General features: G+C 58.7%; 12 protein-coding genes. 7 read left to right on the forward strand and 5 right to left on the reverse strand.

The genetic code is table 11. The features are described 5' to 3' along the window. Nucleotides 1-99: 99 nt before the first annotated feature. Complete coding sequence (gene pbpG / locus C4J86_RS16220) at nucleotides 100-1,023, forward strand: D-alanyl-D-alanine endopeptidase (RefSeq protein ID WP_124363392.1); 924 nt, start codon at nucleotides 100-102, stop codon at nucleotides 1,021-1,023. 114 nt (nucleotides 1,024-1,137) lie between these two features. Here pbpG and C4J86_RS16225 read toward each other — a convergent pair whose 3' ends face one another. Beyond that, entirely contained in the window at nucleotides 1,138-1,800 is a 663-nt protein-coding gene (locus C4J86_RS16225) for a peptidase C39 family protein (RefSeq protein WP_124371144.1), read from the reverse strand. A 213-nt stretch (nucleotides 1,801-2,013) separates the two neighbouring features. Here C4J86_RS16225 and C4J86_RS26875 point away from each other — a divergent pair, with 213 nt between their 5' ends. Beyond that, on the forward strand, nucleotides 2,014-2,175 hold the full coding sequence (locus tag C4J86_RS26875) for a hypothetical protein (RefSeq protein WP_164485263.1): 162 nt from the start codon (nucleotides 2,014-2,016) through the stop codon (nucleotides 2,173-2,175). Here the strand turns inward: C4J86_RS26875 and C4J86_RS16230 are convergent. After that, nucleotides 2,172-2,582: a hypothetical protein gene (locus tag C4J86_RS16230; protein ID WP_124371145.1), complete on the reverse strand. Its 411-nt coding sequence runs from the start codon at nucleotides 2,580-2,582 to the stop codon at nucleotides 2,172-2,174. The two genes, C4J86_RS26875 and C4J86_RS16230, sit on opposite strands and share 4 nt — an antisense overlap. Nucleotides 2,583-2,787: 205 nt before the next feature. On the opposite strand from C4J86_RS16230, the gene C4J86_RS16235 reads away from it, so the two are divergent. From C4J86_RS16235 to C4J86_RS16245, 3 genes are read left to right on the forward strand one after another with little or no spacing between them, the layout of a single operon-like run. Next, nucleotides 2,788-6,009: an efflux RND transporter permease subunit gene (locus C4J86_RS16235; protein ID WP_124371146.1), complete on the forward strand. Its 3,222-nt coding sequence runs from the start codon at nucleotides 2,788-2,790 to the stop codon at nucleotides 6,007-6,009. Beyond that, the gene (locus C4J86_RS16240; RefSeq protein ID WP_124371147.1) at nucleotides 5,999-7,168 is read left to right on the forward strand and encodes an efflux RND transporter periplasmic adaptor subunit; all 1,170 of its coding nucleotides are present in this window, start codon (nucleotides 5,999-6,001) and stop codon (nucleotides 7,166-7,168) included. Before C4J86_RS16235 ends, C4J86_RS16240 begins: the two co-directional genes overlap by 11 nt. After that, nucleotides 7,152-8,570, forward strand: a complete 1,419-nt coding sequence (locus tag C4J86_RS16245) for an efflux transporter outer membrane subunit (RefSeq protein WP_124371148.1) — start codon at nucleotides 7,152-7,154, stop codon at nucleotides 8,568-8,570. Before C4J86_RS16240 ends, C4J86_RS16245 begins: the two co-directional genes overlap by 17 nt. Nucleotides 8,571-8,645: 75 nt before the next feature. Here the strand turns inward: C4J86_RS16245 and C4J86_RS16250 are convergent, their stop codons facing one another. Beyond that, the gene (locus C4J86_RS16250) at nucleotides 8,646-10,304 is read right to left on the reverse strand and encodes a P-loop ATPase, Sll1717 family (protein WP_124371149.1); all 1,659 of its coding nucleotides are present in this window, start codon (nucleotides 10,302-10,304) and stop codon (nucleotides 8,646-8,648) included. A 496-nt stretch (nucleotides 10,305-10,800) separates the two neighbouring features. Between C4J86_RS16250 and C4J86_RS16255 the strand changes: the two genes are divergently transcribed. After that, nucleotides 10,801-11,055 (forward strand): DUF6124 family protein, encoded by a 255-nt coding sequence (locus C4J86_RS16255; RefSeq protein WP_124371150.1) that lies wholly within the window; start codon nucleotides 10,801-10,803, stop codon nucleotides 11,053-11,055. 292 nt (nucleotides 11,056-11,347) lie between these two features. Then, a complete protein-coding gene (locus C4J86_RS16260; protein ID WP_124371151.1) occupies nucleotides 11,348-11,806 on the forward strand; it encodes a transposase in 459 nt (152 codons plus the stop codon). Between the two features lie 120 nt (nucleotides 11,807-11,926). On the opposite strand, the gene C4J86_RS16265 is transcribed toward C4J86_RS16260, so the two are convergent. Together C4J86_RS16265 and C4J86_RS16270 are read right to left on the reverse strand one after the other, a co-directional pair. Next, nucleotides 11,927-13,210, reverse strand: coding sequence for a Zn-dependent hydrolase (locus C4J86_RS16265; RefSeq protein WP_124371152.1), 1,284 nt, complete (start codon nucleotides 13,208-13,210; stop codon nucleotides 11,927-11,929). A 51-nt stretch (nucleotides 13,211-13,261) separates the two neighbouring features. Beyond that, nucleotides 13,262-14,749, reverse strand: a complete 1,488-nt coding sequence (locus tag C4J86_RS16270; RefSeq protein ID WP_124371153.1) for an NCS1 family nucleobase:cation symporter-1 — start codon at nucleotides 14,747-14,749, stop codon at nucleotides 13,262-13,264. Between the last annotated feature and the right edge of the window lie 501 nt (nucleotides 14,750-15,250).

Consider the following 15,250-nt stretch of genomic DNA (forward strand, 5'->3'; position numbering starts at 1 on the left):
CATTCGACAGTTTCTGATCCATACTCCTAAAATGTAACGCCATTTGTCATCAAACCCGTTCCCAAACGGTACTTCTTACTTTTTAGCGAGTTCATCCGCGTGAAAATTCGTCTTTCCATTGTCAGCCTATTTTTTGCACTGACGGGCACCTTCGCAAACGCCGCCGAAACCACCTTGGCCCCGCGTGACGCCTCCAAACTGCAAATCGCCTCCGGCAGCGCCATGCTCGTGGATCTGCAGACCAACAAGGTCATCTATTCCAGCAACCCCGACGTGGTGGTCCCCATCGCTTCCGTCAGCAAGCTGATGACCGGCCTGATCGTGCTGGAAGCCAAGCAGGACATGGATGAATACATCGACATCAACATCACCGACACACCAGAGATGAAGGGCGTGTTCTCCCGGGTGAAGATCGGTAGCCAAATGCCGCGCAAGGAAATGCTGCTGATCGCGCTGATGTCCTCGGAAAACCGCGCCGCCGCGAGCCTGGCCCACCATTACCCGGGCGGTTACGCGGCATTCATTGCCGCGATGAACGCCAAGGCCAAGGCGCTGGGCATGACCAGTACCCATTACGTGGAACCTACGGGCCTGTCGATCCATAACGTGTCGACCGCCCGCGACCTGAGCAAGCTGCTGGCCTATGCACGCAAGTTTCCGATGTTGAGCCAGCTGAGTACCACCAAGGAAAAAACCGTGGCGTTCCGCAAGCCCAACTACACCCTGGGTTTCTCCAACACCGACCACCTGATCAACCGGGCCAACTGGGACATCAAGCTGACCAAGACCGGTTTTACCAACCAGGCCGGGCATTGCCTGGTGCTGGTGACCAGCATGGGTAACCGCCCGGTGTCGCTGGTGATCCTGGATGCTTTCGGCAAATTCACCCACTTCGCCGATGCCAGTCGTATTCGCAGCTGGGTCGAAACCGGCAAGGGCGGCGCGGTGCCGGATGTGGCGTTGCGCTACAAGGCTGACAAGAACCTGAAGAACCGTGCAGGTGTGACAGAAGTGCGTCGCTAGTCAACTGACAGCACCGATCAAATGTGGGAGGGGGCTTGCCCCCGATAGCGGTGGGTCAGATACATGAATATCTACTGATCCAGCGCATCGGGGGCAAGCCCCCTCCCACATTTATTATTTTCGTTCTGCCAGGACCTTGATAGCCTGGGCCGCCGCCCCTTCCTGCCCGGCCTGGGCCGTAGCGTTCGCCGCCTCGCGCCAACGCTGCGCGTCCACATTCGCCGGCAACTGGCTCGGACGCTGGGTAAGAATCGCCCAATTCCCTGCGCTCTTCCACGCCGACTCAAAGTCGCTGAATCCCATCATCAATCGCCGCTCCCTGCCGGAACGCAACAGCACCGTGCTCTTCTGCTGGTTGAATCCCACCACCACGACATAGCGCGGGTCAGACCAGAAGCTTGAGTTGATCCGCGCCATCACCGGGTAACCCGCCGCCACCTGCGCCAGCACCGCGGTCAACTTGGCATCCAGTGGATACACCATCAGCCCGTACTCGCGCGCCAGCTTTTGCATGTTGCGCTCAAGGTCGGCCTCGGCGCCTGGCAAGTGCAGCGGCTTATCAAGTAGCCCCGGTGTCATGACAATGCCTTGTTGCGACAGCATGCTGGCCAGAGCCGTAGGACCGCTCTGATAAGCCTCGCTGCGAAAGGTCGGTACGCCGTTGAGTTCAACCCGCTCCGGCAAGCCGGGGAGTTTCGAAGGGTGGCTGGAACAGGCTACCAGCCCCAGGGCGCAGGCCAGCAGGATGGATGCTTTAAGGTTCGACCGTAAGCGCAATTTTTTACTCTCTTGATCAACTGCCGGTGAGGGCCCCGATCATAGGACGCTCTTGGGCGGGGGTATAGCCTTCAGCGTAGGTAAAACGCCGGCGATAGAGCAAACGAGTTGGACAGACACGACCATTGGTCAATAGCAGGCAACCCCGGGGTAGCTAGACTGTCCATTGGAAAGACTGTGTATAGACCCCGGATGGGGCGAAGGGAGGCCTGAATGAGCCTTGCAACGACGATTTTCATGCTGATCTGCGGTTGGCTGGCGGTGGCCGCCGCCATGTTGTGGGGGGTCATGCGCGTGACCCGCCGCCATCATCACCCCCACGTCAAACCCACTGCGCCCGCCAAGCCGAGCAAGGCGACGGCGCATCACGCCTAGCCGGGCATGCAGGTAAAATCCTGCGTGGCGGCAACCTCCTTGCCGTGCCCATCCTTGAGCGCTGCGCGCACCGTGGTCCCGAGGCTCGACTCTTCCAAGGTGTAATGCTCACCCGCCTTGAAATGCCTGTACTCAACCCGGCCCTGGCAGTCCTGCTGATTATCGTCGCCGGGCTCTTCTTCAAACAACGTCACGTCCAGGCGATGGTCCCCAGGGCTCACTTCAAAGTAGCGCCCGTCATCCACGCGCTGACCGTCGACGCGCTCGGCCAACAGGTCGTTCGGTGCTTCTTCTTTCAAGCCGATCCAGGCTTCGCTCGGGTCGGCCTGGGGTATCGGGCCGGCACACGCCGACAACACCAAGGCGGCAGCCAGGGCGGGAATCAACAACAGGGTTTTCGGTGACATGGCAGGGCTCCAAAGCACATCAGTAAAAAAGGCGTATCCGATGGCTGACAAGCTTGAAGAGCTGCCGTTTGTAGAACAAATGAATACACATGAAAGGATCTTCAGCCGTTACCTAAATCTTCCTTCACCTGGCTGAAAGGTGCGTGTTAGGTGGGTCGGGCAAGACTGCCGGGGTTTGCAACCCTGCTCTTTCGGAGATCCACGCATGCTCGGGCTGGTAAAGACCGCACTGCACAAGCCGTACACCTTCATCGTGTTGGCCATTTTCATCTGCATCATCGGGCCGATGGCGGCCCTGCGTACGCCCACGGATGTGTTCCCCGATATCGGCATCCCGGTGGTCGCCGTGGTCTGGCAGTACAACGGCCTGTCGCCGGACGCCATGGCCGGGCGGGTGATCTACACCTACGAACGCTCCCTGAGCACCACCGTCAACGACATCGAACATATCGAGTCCCAGTCCCTGCCCGGCATGGGCATCGTCAAAATCTTCTTCCAACCCGGCGTGGATATCCGCACCGCCAACGCCCAGGTCACGGCGGTGTCACAGACCGTGCTCAAACAGATGCCACCGGGCATTACGCCGCCGCTGATCCTCAACTACAGCGCCTCCACCGTACCTATCCTGCAAATGGCGTTCTCCAGCCCGAGCCTTTCGGAAGCCAGAATCCGCGACCTGGTGCAGAACAATATCCGCCTGCCGCTGAGCGCCCTGCCCGGCCTGGCGATGCCCACGCCCATGGGCGGCAAGCAGCGCCAGATCACCCTCGACCTCGACCCCCAGGCCCTGGCCGCCAAAGGTTTGTCGGCACAGGACGTCGGCAATGCCCTGGCGCTGCAGAACCAGATCATCCCGGTGGGCACCGCCAAGCTCGGCCGCAACGAATACACGATCCTGCTCAACAACAGCCCCAAGGCCATCGATGAGCTCAATGACTTGCCGATCAAGAATGTCGACGGCGCAATCATCACCATCGGCCAGGTCGCTCACGTAAGGGACGGCTCACCACCACAGACCAATATCGTGCGCGTCGACGGCCACCGCGCCGTGCTGATGCCGGCGTTGAAGAACGGCAGTATTTCCACGCTGTCGATCATCGACGGCATCCGCCAGATGCTGCCGCGCATCAACGAAACCCTGCCGCCGTCACTGAAGACCTCATTGCTGGGCGATGCCTCGGTGTTCGTCAAGCAGTCAGTGGGCAGCGTGGCCCAGGAAGGCATCATCGCAGCCCTGCTGACCAGTGCGATGATCCTGCTGTTTCTCGGCAGCTGGCGCTCGACGCTGATCATCGCCGCGTCGATTCCCCTGGCAGTGTTGTCGGCCATCGCGCTGTTGGCGGTCAGCGGGCAAACCCTGAATGTGATGACCCTGGGCGGCCTGGCCCTGGCGGTGGGCATTCTGGTGGACGACGCCACGGTGACCATCGAAAACATCAATTGGCACCTGGAACAAGGCAAGGCGGTGAAGACGGCGATCCTCGACGGCGCCGCGCAAATTGTCGGCCCGGCGTTCGTCTCGCTGCTGTGCATCTGCATCGTGTTTGTGCCGATGTTCTTGCTGCAAGGCATCGCCGGGTATCTGTTCCGGCCGATGGCGCTGGCAGTGATCTTTGCCATGGCCAGCTCGTTCATCCTCTCGCGCACCCTGGTGCCGACACTGGCGATGTACCTGCTCAAGCCGCACACGCCGGAGCAAGGTGCAGGGCATCATCCGGAAGATGAATTCATCAATCACCATGAAGGTGATCAGCACAAGAAACCGCGCAATCGAGTGCTGCAAGCGGTGCTGAATTTCCAGCAGGGATTCGAGCGGCATTTCTCGAACATCCGCGACACTTACCACGGCCTGCTGATACTCGCGCTGGGCGCGCGCAAACGCTTTATCATCGGTTTTCTCGCCTGCGTGCTGGCCTCGTTCGTGTTGCTGCCGAGCCTGGGCCAGGATTTTTTCCCGGCGACCGATGCCGGTGCGCTGGCACTGCATGTGCGCCTGCCGCTGGGTACGCGTATCGAGGAAAGCGCCGCTGCGTTCGACCGCATCGAAGCGCGGATTCGCGAAGTGATCCCGGCCCAAGAGCTGGACACCATCGTCGACAACATCGGCATCCCCCTCAGCGGCATCGACATGGCCTACAGCAGCAGCGGCACCATCGGCCCGCAGGACGGCGATATCCAGGTCACCCTGAAAAAGGACCACGCGCCCACCGCCGATTATGTCAAAAGACTGCGTGAAGCCCTCCCGCAAAGCTTCCCCGGCAGCCACTTTGCGTTCCTGCCGGCGGACATCAGCAGCCAGATCCTCAACTTCGGCGCGCCGGCACCGCTGGACGTCAAAATTTCCGGGCGCAGCGATGCCGAAAACCGCGCCTATGCCGTAGAGCTCGAACGCCGACTGCAACACGTGCCCGGCATCGCCGACCTGCGTATACAGCAATCCACCGGTTATCCGTCGCTGCAGGTGAATGTGGACCGCCTGCGCGCCAATGGCCTGGGCATCACCGAGAAAGACGTGACCAACAGCATGGTCGCCTCCCTCGCCGGCAGTTCCCAAGTAGCGCCGACGTTCTGGCTGAACCCGGCCAATGGCGTGTCCTACTCGATCGTCGCCGCAACGCCGCAATACCGCCTCGACAGCCTGCCTGCGCTGGAGGCGCTGCCGGTAACCGGTGCCGACGGCCAGTCGCAAATCCTCGGCGGCGTCGCGAGTATCTCGCGGGTACAAAGCCCGGCGGTGGTCACGCACTACAACATCGAACCTACCCTGGACCTGTATGCCAACGTGCAGGGCCGCGACCTCGGCGGCGTCGCCCGTGATGTGCAAAAAGTGCTGGATGACACCGCGTCCATGCGCCCCAAAGGCGCGACGATCAGCCTGCACGGGCAGATCGATGCGCTGCACGAGGCGTTCAGCGGGTTGAGCTTCGGCCTGCTCGGCGCGGTGGTGCTGATCTACTTGCTGATCGTGGTCAATTTCCAGTCCTGGGCCGACCCTTTCGTGATCATCACCGCGTTGCCCGCTGCACTGGCGGGGATCGTGTGGATGCTGTTCCTCAGCGGCACCTCGTTATCGGTGCCGGCCCTCACCGGCGCGATCCTGTGCATGGGCGTGGCCACCGCCAACTCGATCCTGGTGGTGAGCTTCTGCCGCGAACGCCTGGCCGAACACGGCGATGCCTTGAAAGCCGCCATGGAAGCCGGTTACACGCGCTTTCGCCCGGTGTGCATGACCGCCCTGGCGATGATCATCGGCATGCTGCCCCTGGCGCTGTCCGAGGAGCAGAACGCGCCGTTGGGCCGCGCGGTGATCGGCGGCTTGATCTTCGCCACCATCGCCACCTTGTTGTTTGTTCCCGTGGTTTTCAGCCTGGTCCACGGCCGTCACCCTACCCGCGCAACTGCTGGAGAAATGCCCCATGTCGTCTGATCACAAACCCTCGCGCAAGCGTCTGATGCTCCTGGGTGTCGGCGGCCTGACCCTGGCCGCCCTGTTGGTCGCCAACGGCTTGCACGCCCGTGCGCTGCATGAACAGTCGGTCAGCGCCTGGACTGAAACCGCGGCTATTCCCCAGGTGCTGGTGTTCCAGCCCAAACAGAATGCCGCGGGCGATACCCTGCGCTTACCCGCGCACCTGGAGGCCTGGAGCAAAGCGCCGATCCATGCGCGGGTCAGCGGCTACCTGAAAGACTGGAAGGTCGACATCGGCAGCCAGGTCAAGGCCGGGCAGGTCCTCGCACAAATCGACAGCCCGGACCTGGACCAACAACTGGCGCAAACCCACGCACACCTGGTTCAGGAGCAGGCGAATGCGCGCCTTGCCGCCACCACCGCAACGCGCTGGCAAAACCTGTTGGCCAGCCATTCGGTGTCGCGCCAGGAAGCCGATGAAAAAACCTCGAACGCCGCCGCCGCCAAAGCCAATGCCCAGGCTGCCGCCGCCGACTATGCGCGGCTGTGCGCGCTGGAAAGCTACAAGACGATCCGTGCGCCGTTCGCCGGCACCATCACCGCGCGCAATACCGATATCGGCCAGTTGATCAAGGCCGATACCGACAGTGATCCGGAACTGTTCAGCATCGCCGACACCCACCAACTGCGCCTGTACGTGCCGGTGCCACAGAACTACGCGGCGGTGATCCGTCCTGGTCTGGAAGCCGAGCTGAGCGTGCCCGAACATCCGGGCGAACACTTCAAGGCGCACCTGATCGGCGACTCCACCGCCATCGACCGGCGCTCCGGCACCCTGCTCGCGCAGTTCGTCGCCGACAACCCGAACGGTGAGTTGCTGCCCGGCGATTATGCCGAAGCCACCCTGCCGATTCCGGCGGACACCCACGGCGTGAGCATCCCGGCCAGCGCCTTGATCTTCCGTGCCCAGGGCACCCAGGTCGCGGTGCTGGACCCGCACAACCATGTGCACCTGCAAGACATTCATATCGGCCTGGACCTGGGCGAACGCCTGGTGATCGACCAGGGCCTGAAACCCGCCGACCGCATCATCGACAACCCGCCCGACGCCCTGCGCGAAGGCGACCCGGTACAACTGGCCGACGCCACAGGGGGTGCCCATGCGCCCAAGGCTTAAACCTTTTGCGGCCGGCCTGCTGCTGGCATTGCAAGGCTGCTCATTGGCGCCCAGCTACCAGGTGCCGTCGGTTGACCTGCCAGCGGGTTACCGCGAACACACCAGCGATGGCCCGTGGCACAGCGCGCAGCCGTCCGATCAATTGATGCCGCAGTGGTGGAAACTGTACAACGACCCAACGCTCGATGAGCTGCAACAGCAACTGCTCAAGGCCAACCCGGACCTGGCCGCGGCGCTGGCGCATTTCGACGCGTCCCAGGCGTATGCCAGTCAATTGCATGCCGGGCTTTTCCCACAGATCAGCGCCAGCGCGCAGCCGTTGCGCCAGCGGCAATCGGATTCCAGACCCTTGCGCGGTAGTACGCAGCCGTCGGTGTACAACAGCGACACCGCCGGGTTTTCGTTGAGTTACGACCTGGACCTGTGGGGCAAAATCCGCAACCAGGTCGCGGCCGGCGACGCCCAGGCCCAAGCGTCCGGCGATGACCTGGCGGTGGCGCGATTGAGCCTGCAACGCCAGTTGGCGACGCTGTATGTGCAGCTCAATGGGCTGGATGCGCAGAGCCGGATTCTCGCCCACTCGCTGGAGGATTTCAGCCAGGCGCTGCAACTCACCCGCAGCCGCTATGAAGGCCAGATTGCGTCGGAACTGGACCTGACCCGCGCGCAGAGTCAACTGGCCGAGGCCAAGGCGCAGTTGGATGAAGTGCGCGGGCAGCGCAACCTGACCGAGCATGCCATCGGCGAACTGGTCGGCGCGGCGGCCAGCGATTTCTCCTTGCCGCCGAGCCCGCAATTAATTGCCTTGCCCGGCATTCCCTCACAGCTGCCGAGCCGCCTGCTGCAACGTCGCCCGGATATCGCGGCGGCGGAACGGCGCGTGTTTGCGGCCAATGCCAACATTGGCGTGGCCAAGGCGGCCTGGTATCCGGACTTCAGCCTGACCGGGTTGATCGGCGGCCAGACCCAGGGCGTGGGCAACCTGCTTGCGGCGGGTAATCGCTATTGGGCGCTGGGGCCGTTGATGAACCTGCCGATCTTTGATGGCGGGCGCTTGAGTGCCAACGAACGCCAGGCCAAGGCCGAGTTCGAAGAAGCATCGGCGCAGTACCGCAGCCAGGTGCTGAAGGCCGTGCGCGAGGTCGAAGATAACCTGGCGCAACTGCGGGATTTGCAGCAGGAGGCGCAGGACGAACAAGCGGCGGCGGATGCGGCGCAGCACACACAAGTATTGGCGATGAACAGCTATCAGGCCGGAGCCGTGAGTTATCTGGACGTGGTCACCGCGCAAACGGCGGCGTTGCAGGCACAGAGGACGTTGCAGGCGGTGCAGACGCGGCAGTTGCAGGCGAGTGTGGGCTTGGTTACGGCGCTGGGGGGTGGCTGGAAACCGGGTGGCTGACAGCCATGATGAGGTGACGAAATGTAAACGAGGCCCCCCTTACCCGCACAAAGGGAGGCCATAAAAAGTGCATGATCAGTCCAAAGATTCGGCCTCATAAATTTCATGTTGGTCGGCAATGATGTCCAGTGCACGATGGAGCATTTTGTGAACTTTAAGATGCTCCGCCCGCTTGATTTCCCCCCTGGTTGCTGAAGTCTGATCAACATAGGACCAAATATAGGAATCCCCCGCACTGGCTTTTATTCCTATAGCACCGACTCTATACAAGCAAGACAGCAAACTTATGAGAACATCCGACTCTTTGATACCGCTAGCTCCATAATATTTTTTAACCATAACTACACATGGATCAATCACTTTCCCATCATCTAAAGACATCATGACATCTTCCAGCTTTGCCTCTTTAATCATAGACTTCGTGAAGGTTGCTTTAACGCCTCGAATAATTTCGACCGTATCATCAAAGCTAGGGTATATCTCGCCCCACTCCTCCTTTAATGATTTAAGCCTCTTTCCAGAGTACTGGGCTTCCGCGGCCAGCAAAGCTCTCCAAGAAATACGCTCCCGCTCGGACGCAATCAAAAAACTTTCATTAACAAACTGCAAAATATCTCTCGGCCGACGAAGAGTACGCTCTATAATAAAATCCATTGACGTCTGCCCGCCACCTTTCCGAGGCTTAGGAAAAACATCATCAAAGGTCACCAATGCTTTGGTATACTGACTCTTGAAAACCTCGTTAATTCTAAGTTCGACTAACTTAGTGAGTTCCTCGGGAGACCAAGTCAAATTCAAAATATACGACTCGTATTTTTCCTCCTGAAAACCAGAATCTCGAGTCATATCAAAGACTAGATCAAGTAAATCTTTTCGAAGCGCAGCAATTATCTTGATCTGCCGAATTTTTCGAAACGTCTTTATCTCCTCTATCAAAGCCCTAATGAAACGAACTCTTGTTTCAGTGGCAGCCCACTCTTCATCCAATTGATCAATCAGCAAATAAAACTTTTTTTGAGGATCGGAGAATGAGTACTCAGAGAGTAAATCTAAAACCTCGTTCAATTTTTTAATCTGGAGACCACTAACGACTTGGCTGGCCCTCTGCCTTATTTCTACCTTCTCTCCTTCGCTAAGTCTTTCGACCCCAGCATAAGTCAAACTGAGCCCCGAGTACTCAGCGCCAATAGAAGCTTTCGTGTCAGACTCTAGCTTCCTCGTGATTTCCTTCAGATGTTCCTCTGTATCCAGCCAGAACTTATTACCCCATTCATTGAAATACTCAATTGCCTTTCTTTTTGCAAGATCTCGACTAAAAGAGTTTAACAAACTTTCGACAAAGCCTCGACTATCACACTCTGACTTTATATCATACCGAAGCTTAAGCAACTCAACAGTTAATACATGCCTCCATAACAGTCGATAAAACAGATCCAGCTTGATCCCTAAGGCGTCAAAAAATTGAATAATATCCGAATACTCTAAAAACCTTATAGAGATATCATTCGGATCAAGCTTTACGGACTTCTGTGCTGTAGCTGCAACCTTATAAAGCAGAGCACTTTTTCCGGACCCAGTCCTGCCAAGAACAATCGACTCTGGGGAATCAACATCTAGAAGCTGTCGTAAATAGCCGTTATCGACAAAACAACGACTTAGCAGCTCTGTATCAGCCTCAGCATCTAATGCCCCAACTCTAAGGTTTCGAGATATTTTTATTTTCTTCTCGTCCATCACTACCCCCTGCCCATAAGGCGATAAGCCACTATAGACCGCCACACCAAGAACGCCATCTTTTCGACATCATTTTTTGCATACTCAAATGTTTCAAAAAATTTTAGAAATTGCCCCCGATAGATCACATGATTTGGCAATTTCTAAAGTCGAATTTTTGAGTGATGTTTAGAACAAACATTCCGAGCTCAAGCAGAGCGATTTTTCCGACAACCTTTTCGGCTTGCCGCTCGGAGCACCTATTACTACTCTTCGCCAGTCGCTGCCAATTCAGCGACCGGACGTGAGAAATCCGAATAACTCCATTGGCGCAAAAGCGCTCACCATATACAGTGCAGACGCTTTTTCTGTGCTCGCTGTTATGGCGGCTGTGCGCGGACACGCTTCGGCGTGGCCGGGCTCCTGGAGGCTTGGTTTTCTCACTCCGCGTACAGCTGCCACCCGCAGTCCGTGAGAAAGACTTGGTGGTAGCCCCTAACTCTCCAGGAACTACATCATGATCAAAGACAGTCCAAACCCGCCTTCAGATTTAAACCTACTCTTCACCCTTCGACCCGACCTCGACACCGAAACCCTTCTGGTCAATGCTTCTCAAGATCTTGAATCCATCAATGCCATCGCTGCGAACCTGGCTTTTGAAGTTGAAGGTGCGCAACGCAGTGTAGTGCTGGGGATTTGTCGGATGGTGGAGGGAGTGCAGCTATTGGTGGATCGATCAATTGATGGATGCTCCGAAGTCCAGCCAGGCTGAACTCGGCCTTCCCTGTGGCGAGCAGGCTTGCCCTGCGTTAGGCTGTGAAGCGACCCCAGTAAAGGCACGGAAGTTTTACTGAATGGACTCAGCGCCTGGATTTTTCGGGAGCAAGCCCCCTCCCACATTGGTTTTGTGCCAGACACAGAATGTATGAACACTGCCGGGCCCATGTGGGAGGGGGCTTGCTCCCGATAGCGCCCTTCCAGACACATCCTGCCAAAAGCCTGCACGACACCTTCATCCCACCCCTTCTAGCCTTTCAGCATCCACTTAGCAGAGAGGCCAAGGAATGCCTGATCTACCCGCTTCACACCGCCTGCGCATCGGTCGGTACAGCGAACCGAACCGCATCTACTTGATCACCACCAATACCCATGAGCGCATTCGCCTATTCAACGACTTTCACCTCGGCCGCCTGGTCGTCTGGCAGTTTCGGCTAGCCCAATACCAAGGGCTGGCCAACTCTCTGGCTTGGGTGATCATGCCCGACCATTTCCACTGGATTATCGAGTTGAAAAAAGGCTCGCTGGCAAACCTGATGTGCCAGGTGAAATCCAAAAGTACACGAACCGTCAACGGCGCGACCGGACGCAAAGGCCGCCTCTGGCAGGAAAGCTTCCACGACCGGGCACTGCGCAAAGAAGATGACCTTGTAAAAATAGCCAGGTATGTAGTGGCCAACCCATTGCGAGCGGGTCTGGTCGAGCGAATTGGCGACTACCCATTGTGGGATGCCATCTGGGTCTGACGCACACCGTTCAAATGTGGGAGGGGGCTTGCTCCCGATGGCGGTGTATCAGTCACCAAACTTATTCACTGACCCACCGCCATCGGGAGCAAGCCCCCTCCCACATTTTTTAACCGCATGTCAGGCGGCAAGCTTGCCACTGGCAATGGCCGCCGAAGCGGCCAGCATGGCGCGCAACAGCACCGCACACCCCGCCGCCAGATCATCCGGCGCGGCGTTCTCGATTTCGTTATGGCTGATGCCGCCTTCACACGGCACGAAGATCATTCCCGCCGGGCCCAGTTCGGCGAGGAAAATCGCGTCGTGCCCGGCCCCGCTGACGATGTCCATGTTCGTCAGGCCCAAGCCATTCGCCGCATCGCGCACGGCGTCTACGCAGCCTTTGTCGAAGTACAGCGGCGGGAAGTCGGCGGTGGGTTCCAGCTCGAAACTCAACCCATGTTTGGCGCAGGTCTCATCAATCACCGTGCGCACCTGGGCAATTATCGAATCCAGCCGCGCCGGCTCCAAGTGACGAAAATCCAGGGTCATGCGTACTTCACCGGGAATCACATTGCGCGAACCGGGATACGCCTGCAGGCAACCCACGGTCCCACAGGCGTGCGGCTGATGGCCCAGCGCCGCCGCATTCACCGCAGCCACCACCGCTGCCGCGCCGACCAGGGCGTCCTTGCGCAAGTGCATCGGCGTAGGCCCCGCGTGTGCTTCGACGCCGCGCAGTTTCAGGTCGAACCATTTCTGCCCGAGTGCGCCGAGCACCACGCCGATGGTCTTTTTCTCATCCTCCAGGATTGGCCCCTGTTCGATATGCGCTTCGAAGTACGCCCCGACCTTGTGCCCGCTGACCGGCCGCGTACCCGCATAGCCGATCGCATTCAACGCATCGCCCACGCTGACGCCGTCCGCATCGACCTTGGCCAAGGTCTCGGCCAGGGTGAATTTTTCGGCGAACACCCCGGAGCCCATCATGCAGGGTGGAAAGCGCGAGCCTTCTTCGTTGGTCCACACCACCACCTCCAGCGGCGCCTCGGTTTCGAGCTTGAGGTCGTTGAGGGTACGCAAGACTTCCACCCCGGCCAGCACTCCGAAGCAACCGTCGAACTTCCCGCCCGTGGGCTGGGTGTCGATGTGGCTGCCGGTCATCACCGGCGGCAGGTCGGGATTGCGCCCGGGACGCCGGGCGAAAATATTGCCGATGCCGTCGACGGTCACCGTGCACCCGGCCTGCTCGCACCACTGCACAAACAGGTCGCGGGCCTTGCGGTCGAGGTCGGTGAGGGCCAGCCGGCACACCCCACCTTTTGGGGTGGCGCCGAGTTTGGCCAGGTCCATCAGCGACTGCCACAAGCGGTCGCGGTTGATGTGCTGATGGGACGATTGCAGGACGTCGAGGGCAGCGTTCATGGGGATCTCCTCAGGCTACATTTCTTATGATTGGACCGCATTCCAATGGCGTTATAGCGGGGATTTGGCGGGCATCGGGGTGATTGCGCGCCGGGCATTCAGGCCGTAATACAACACCCCGCCCAATGCCGAACCGGTGAACCAGCCGTAGCTGTAGAACCAACTGAATGCATCGCTGCCCAGGGACAGCAAGGTCAGCACCACCGGCACGCCAAAGGCGACGAAGCCGCTCCAGTTCCACGCCGGGTACACGTCGTCGCGGTACAAACCGGCAAGGTCCAGTTGCTGTCTGCGGGTAATGAAGTAGTCCACCACCATGATCCCGGCGATCGGCCCCAACAGGCTGGAGTAGCCGAGCAGCCAGTTGGAATACACCGTCTCCAGGCTGACATCGGACACGATCAGCCCGAGTTTTTTCAGCAGCTCATGGGCCATCAACGCCAGCCCCACCACCCCGGTAAGAATCACCGCCGTGGTGCGGTTGATCAGCTTGGGCGCGATGTTCTGGAAGTCGTTGGTCGGCGAGACAATGTTCGCCGCCGTGTTGGTGGACAAGGTGGCGATGATGATCAGCGCCATGGCGATGGCGACCCACACCGGGCTCTGGATATGGCCAATCAGGGTGACCGGGTCGGACACGCTGACCCCCACGAGTTTTACCGAGGCCGCCGTCATGATCACGCCAAGCGCAGCGAACAGGAACATGGTCAGCGGCAGGCCGAAAACCTGCCCGAGGATCTGGTCCTTCTGGCTTTTGGCGTAGCGGCTGAAGTCCGGGATATTCAGCGACAAGGTGGCCCAGAATCCGACCATGGCAGTCAGGCCCGCCATGAAATAACCCGTTAGGCTCGCGCCTTCGGGGCGCTTGGGTGGAATCGCCATCAGCTCACTGAGGGACACATTCGGCATCGCCCACACCAGCAAGCCAATGCCCACCGCGACCAGCAGCGGCGCCGACAGGGTTTCCAGGCGCTTGATCGACTCGGCGCCGCGCAGCACCACCCACAAATTCAGGCACCAGAAAATCATGAAACCGATCACCTCACCGGTGCCGCCAAGGGATTTCCAGCCCTCGAAAATCGAGCCCAGGAACAAGTGAATCGCCAGGCCGCCAAACATCGTCTGGATACCGAACCAGCCACACGCCACCAGTGCCCGAATCAGGCATGGCACGTTGGAGCCGAGAATGCCGAACGATGAGCGCAACAGCACCGGAAACGGGATGCCGTATTTCGTACCGGGAAACGCATTGAGCGTGAGGGGGATAAGCACCACGATGTTGGCCAGCAAAATCGCCATCAGCGCCTCGCCCACCGACAACCCGAAGTACGCGGTGAGCACGCCGCCCAACGTGTAAGTAGGCACACAAATCGACATGCCGACCCACAGCGCAGTGATGTGCCATTTGTTCCAGGTGCGTTCGTGCACCTTGGTCGGTGCCATGTCGTGGTTGTAGCGAGGGCTGTCGAGGACGTCGGGGCCGGCGTCGAGTTCGTACAGGCCGTTACGTTCGATGACTTGCGATCTGTTCTGTTGCATGGCCGCTCCACGGTTTTTTTAAAATTATTCTTGCTCACCTGCACGGTTAGGGCAGGTGGCCGGAGTACCTCGTCGACAACATGACATCTCGGGCCCGGCCAGCCGCCACTGCACTCAATAACCGTGCCGATAACTGCTTCCCGACCCACGCTGCATCTATAACTGGCTGATGTTTATCAGCTTTATCCGATTGACCGATTGCGTCTTCGGAACTTGCCCTGGGAACTCAGGGTGAATAGCAAGGAAGTTGTCCGAACCTTCAGGACTCAATCTGGTGCAACACAATTATTTTTATTTCCCGGCCCCGTCAAGCGCCATCGTTCAACCGGCTGATTTGCAATAAGAAATGTTGTTCAAATCGACAACCTGTCAAGTGCGTCAAAATGGTGTGAGGCTGCTTCATTTTGGTGAATTTTGATTTTTAACGTTTAAAATCAAGTAGTTATATTGGTTATAAGCCTAATAAAAATATTCTTGCTCAATCGAAAAACTCGGTCTAGT

Source organism: Pseudomonas sp. R2-7-07 (assembly GCF_003852355.1).
Taxonomy (GTDB): Bacteria; Pseudomonadota; Gammaproteobacteria; order Pseudomonadales; family Pseudomonadaceae; genus Aquipseudomonas.